This window comes from Candidatus Zymogenaceae bacterium (assembly GCA_016931225.1).
Taxonomy (GTDB): Bacteria; Desulfobacterota; Zymogenia; order Zymogenales; family Zymogenaceae; genus JAFGFE01.
On the sequence record JAFGFE010000013.1, the window covers coordinates 1 to 5,315 of the forward strand.

At 53.1% G+C, this 5,315-nt stretch carries 5 protein-coding genes and 1 tRNA gene; 4 read left to right on the forward strand and 2 right to left on the reverse strand.

Translation table 11 applies throughout. The features are described from left to right. On the forward strand, positions 1-367 hold a 367-nt coding region (locus JW885_05535; protein MBN1881617.1), incomplete at its 5' end, for a site-specific integrase. Between the two features lie 81 nt (positions 368-448). Here the strand turns inward: JW885_05535 and JW885_05540 are convergent. After that, positions 449-524: transfer RNA gene (locus JW885_05540), tRNA-Arg, on the reverse strand. Positions 525-829: 305 nt separating this feature from the next. Here JW885_05540 and JW885_05545 point away from each other — a divergent pair. The 3 genes from JW885_05545 to JW885_05555 all read left to right on the forward strand — a co-directional run bounded on the left by JW885_05545 (position 830) and on the right by JW885_05555 (position 4,460). Beyond that, positions 830-1,666 (forward strand): TatD family hydrolase, encoded by an 837-nt coding sequence (locus JW885_05545; GenBank protein ID MBN1881618.1) that lies wholly within the window; start codon positions 830-832, stop codon positions 1,664-1,666. 110 nt (positions 1,667-1,776) lie between these two features. Next, a complete protein-coding gene (locus JW885_05550; protein MBN1881619.1) occupies positions 1,777-2,523 on the forward strand; it encodes a flavodoxin family protein in 747 nt (248 codons plus the stop codon). A 239-nt stretch (positions 2,524-2,762) separates the two neighbouring features. Further along, complete coding sequence (locus JW885_05555; GenBank protein ID MBN1881620.1) at positions 2,763-4,460, forward strand: AMP-binding protein; 1,698 nt, start codon at positions 2,763-2,765, stop codon at positions 4,458-4,460. Between the two features lie 183 nt (positions 4,461-4,643). On the opposite strand, the gene JW885_05560 is transcribed toward JW885_05555, so the two are convergent. Beyond that, positions 4,644-5,315: AAA family ATPase (locus JW885_05560; protein ID MBN1881621.1), on the reverse strand; the 672-nt coding region annotated here is incomplete at its 5' end.

Consider the following 5,315-nt stretch of genomic DNA (forward strand, 5'->3'; position numbering starts at 1 on the left):
ACGTGTGTACCTCACCGATGATGTTGTGGAAATCTTGAAGCGTGCCAACAAGGTGAGAAGCCTCACTCATACGTTTGTCTTCACCAATAAAAATGGGAGACCTGTAAAGACTATTCGCACTGCCTTTGAAGGTGCGTGTCGACGGGCGGGGATCAAAGAATTTGTGATGCATGACTTGCGCCACTGCTTTGCGACAAACATGAGAAAGGCGGGTATCCACGATTCGGTGATCATGGCACAAACGGGGCACAAAACCACGTCGATGTTCCTTCGTTACAATACGGTGGATGAATCAGACGGGAGAGATGCCGTTAGCAGGTTAACTGATTATCTCTGCGGAGACATAAAAAAAGTGACACAAAAGTGACACTTGAGACGTTTTAAGCTTTTGGATGAAGTAAAAAGCGTTTGGATTCCTTGCCAAGTCTTTGAAATTATTTGAAATATCTGGCGCGCCTGGCAGGAATTGAACCTGCGACCTACGGATTAGAAGTCCGTTGCTCTATCCCCTGAGCTACAGGCGCGTTTTTTTCTTTTCATACAAAAAAACCGTTAAAGAACGGGCGGGGCCGAAAAGGTGCGGCCCCGTCTTTTTTTTCCCGTGGGTATTGTCTCTTGTATCAATTTTCGCCGCTTCTGTCAACCGCTTTGTATCGTTCTTGATCGGCAAAGATGCTGTTCTTTGTACCGCATGGTGCGGTGCTGCGGGCGGGTGAAGATTACGGCGGGCGGCGATGCACCCCGCATCCGATGAAGCGCCGTTTCCCCTCGACCCCGCCGACGGATGCTGCTATGATGCGTGAAATGTACGACGGGAGATGAGAGGCGGATGAAACCGATCCCGAAGGCGGCGCAGTATATCGACGCCCACGCGCACCTCGATCTCTATCGGGACGGCGGCGAAAAGGCGCTTCAAGAGATCGAGGCCCACGGCATCCTCACCATCTCCGCCGCCATGAATCCCGCGTCCTACCGGGAGACTTTCGCCCTGGCGGAGAAATCCGACCTCGTCATCCCGGCCTTCGGCGTGCACCCCTGGGAGGCACAGGAGTATGCCGACCGCACGGACACGCTCGACGCAGGGCTCCTGTCCGCCCCCGTCATCGGGGAGGTGGGGCTCGATTTCCGATACGTCACCGACAAAAAGAGATACCCCGCCCAGGAGCGGGTGTTCGAATACTTCCTCTCCCATGCCGGGGAAACCGGGAAAATCCTGAACCTCCACACCACCGGCGCGGAAAAGACGATCGCCGAACGGCTTCGGTCCCGCGACATCACCCGGGCGATCATCCACTGGTACTCGGGGCCGAAGGACGCCCTGGGCGCCCTCATCGACATCGGATGCTACTTCACGGTGGGGGTCGAAATCCTTTTCTCGAGGAAAATCCGCGATATCGCCCGAAGGATACCGCTCGATCGCCTCCTCACCGAGACGGACAACCCCGTCGGAATCGTGTGGTATCGAAAGGACATACCCGAGGGGACGCCCTCCCTCATTTTCGATGTGATCGGCGCCCTGGCCGACCTCCACCGCATGTCCACAGACGACCTGGCGCGCCGAATCATTGACAACGTCACCACATTGACGCGGGACGACCCCCACCTCACGAACTATCGCCGCCGGATGCCCGCCGACACGACCGTTCCCGCATACGGGGCGGAATAATTCTGTTGTGTTGACTCACCAATCAGGTATAATGGGTGATCGGCGGCGCATATCCGATTATTCCGGCCGCCGGGAATTACCGATTTCATGTACAGGCGAAAGGAAGATCCATGAACGTTCTGATCGTCAATGCGAGCCCCCACGGTGACAAGGGAAACACCGGCTGGATTCTGAATCCCTTTATCGACGGGATGAAAAGCAAGGGGGCGGAGGTCACGGTACTCTACACGAGAAAGATGAACATCAAGCCGTGCCTGGGATGCCTCGGCTGCTGGCTCAAGACCCCGGGGGAATGCGTCCTCAAAGACGATTACGACCCGGTGCTGCCGATGATCAAGGCGGCGGACATCATGGTCTTCGCCACGCCGCTCTATTGGGACGGGGTATCCGGACCGATGAAGATGTTCCTGGACCGCATGACGCCGATGGGTCTTCCGTTTTTGGAAATGCGGGACGGCCGGGACCGGCACCCGGTCCGGGAGGGATACGGACACGGGAAGGTGGTGGTGGTATCCACCTGCGGGTATTTTACCACGGAAAACTTCGACGCCATGCTGGATCACTTCAGGGCAATGACCACCAACATGGAGCGGGAGTTCGCCGGCGCCCTGCTTCGGCCCAACGCCCAGTCGATCCAGCCGATGATCATGATGGGCATGGAGGATCAGTTCTCCGATATCCTTGAGGCGTCGAAAAAGGCAGGGGAGGAATTGATCGGCACCGGCGAAATGAAGGCCGAGACCCTCGCCATCGTAAGTCGGGATATCATGCCGGTGGATGTCTTCATGGACAACGCCAATACCTACTTCACCAAGCACCTGAAGAAGCTGGAGGAAAAAAAGAGCGGCACCGCCTGACGGCGGGTTCTTCCGGCGAAAAAACCTGATACGCATACATGCCATCCTCGTGTTCACGCGCGGGGATGGTTTTTTTACGGCGCTCATTCACATTCGACGTGTGTTCCGTGGAGTTACCGAAAAATAAATTTTGTAAATTTATATATGAATTATTAACGCTTTATATGATAAAATCCCCGGTGAAGAGGACGAGTTGTATGACCCTGTATTTTTTCAGTTGTCTCGATTGAGAGGTGTTTATGAAAAAAGAGCAGAAATTTTGGAAAAAGTCATGGGATAAGGGCCTCGACGATCTTGATCCCGCGTTGTGGGAGATGAGCTTCATCGACGCCATAAGACCGACCTTTGAGCAGTTTCCGGAGAAACCCGCCCTAATCTACATGGGAACCGTAATTACCTTTGGAGAGCTCGACGTCCTCGCCAATCGGTTCGCCGATATGCTGATCAAAAACGGTTTCAAGAAGGGCGACGTCGTGGGGATCAACCTCCCCAACATTCCGGAGTATGTCATCGCCTGGCTCGGCTCGCTGAGGGCGGGCTGCGCCGTTTCCGGGGTGTCGCCCCTCCTCTCGACGGAGGAGATGGAATATCAGCTCAAGGACTCCGACGCCAGGGGGCTAGTCACGCTGGATGCGATCTTCCAGGCGCGGCTCACCAAAATCGCCCCCAACCTCCCGAAGCTCAAGGTCGTCGTCGCCGCGAGCATCGGGGGATATCTCCCGACGGTGAAACGGGTGCTCGGAAAACTCCTCAAGAAGTTTCCCACCGGGAAGGTCACGCCGCTTTCCGATAAAACCGTCTACCTGATGGAGGAGGTGACCAAACCGGGCGCCTTTTCCGATAAGGACCCCGGGCTGGACATCACCCCCGATGACATCGCCCATCTCCAGTATACCGGCGGCACCACCGGGCCTCCCAAGGGGGCCATGCTCACACACCGAAACGCCGTATCGAACCTGATTGTCTATCAGACCTGGCTCGGCTGGAAAAAGGGCGAGGGGCCGGCTATTTCGGGGTATCCCTACTTCCACATCGCGGGGCTCTATGTCAACATGAACGGCATGTACCTCGCGTGGACACAGATACTGGTCCCCAACCCCCGGGACACCAAGTATATCACGAGTCAGATCAAGAAATATCGCCCGACGACCCTCGTCAACGTCCCCTCACTGTACCAGCTTCTCATGGCGGACCCCGATTTCAGGAATCTCGATCACTCCAATATTACCTCCTGCCTCTCGTCCGCCGCGCCGTTCCCCGAGGAATCTCAAAAGGAGCTCGAGGCGATTGTCGGAAAGGGGAAGCTCGTTGAGGCGTACGGGATGTCAGAGACGTCTCCGCTGATCGCCAGCAATCCGTACAAGGGCAAACGGAAGCTGGGGTCGATCGGCGTCCCGATTCTCAACACCGACGTGAAGCTGGTCGATCCCGCCACCGGCAAGGAGGTCGGCATCGGTGAGCCGGGGGAGATATGCGTCAAGGGTCCGCAGGTGATGGTCGGGTATTATAAGAAGCCCGAAGAGACGAAAAACGCCATCGACAAGGACGGATACATGCACACGGGCGATGTGGCGATCATGGATGATGAGGGTTACCTGAAGATCGTCGACCGCACGAAAGACATGATCATCGTCGGCGGATTCAAGGTCTTCTCGGTGAAGGTGGAGGATGTCCTCTCGGAACACCCCGCGGTTGACCTGATCGCAACGATAGGCCTCCCCAACCCGGAGCGGCCCGGATCGGAGATCGTAAAGGCCTTCATACAGTTGAAACCGGAGTACGTGGAAAAAGACTCCGACGCCCTCAAGGAGGATATCACAACATACGCCAGGGAAAGACTCACCCCCTACGAGACTCCCAAGGTGATAGAGTTCTTGGATGAAATTCCCCTGACGGCCGTCGGCAAGATCAACAAGAAGGTGTTGAGGCCGCAGTAAATCAAACAACGGGACACGCCGCTGATACTGCTTATAATACAATATACATCCTTGAAGTGATGATACCTCAAAAATAGCATTCCGTGTCCGACGAGAGAGTAAAACGCCATCCCTCTGATTATTCAAGGGGATGGCGTTTTGATTTCCTATAACCGATATCCTATTTATAGTTCTTGACTATTTTCATGAATCGTTTGAGTTACATAGCTCTACCATTGCGGAGAAATGTTTAGGATCTAGTGCTTCAATAAATTCCAATAAGTCATTAAGAATTGTACTAGTTTCACAGAGGATTGATGGATCATGTTCCAACTCTCCAATATCTCTGCCATGTGAATGAGTCTGCAAAAAACGGATTATTCGGACTTTTTTGGATTCATCAAATTCAGCTAACTCTATTTTTTTCGTAAGACCACGTGGAATGTTAGGCTGTCGAAATGAAAGAAAACTTTCAAGTAGCCGTCTAGCCATATTTGGGAATATGTATTTTTCTTCGAGGGAAGTCTGAGTTGAATTTCCTGCTTCTCTGTATATTCTCGAAAAGAGATAGTGGTACTCAGAATCATAATCTTTAAGGAGTGGGTCAAGATCAGTAATTTTCGAAAATCTTTTTTCTCCATCATATAAGCAATCAATCATATAAAAACATGCTTGACGGCTACGATAACGGAACCAGTGACGAACTTGTTGAAAGAAAGAAAAATTGTGTGTGAGAATAAAAAGCTGTTTTGCATTTTTCGTATGTTCACGAATAAATCCGAATGCATAATATGCCCTAGTCACTAAAAGCGTTGACAGGTGACGAGTTAGAAGAAGACGAGTCACGGTCTTCCTGTTAAGATGGATTAACCCAAA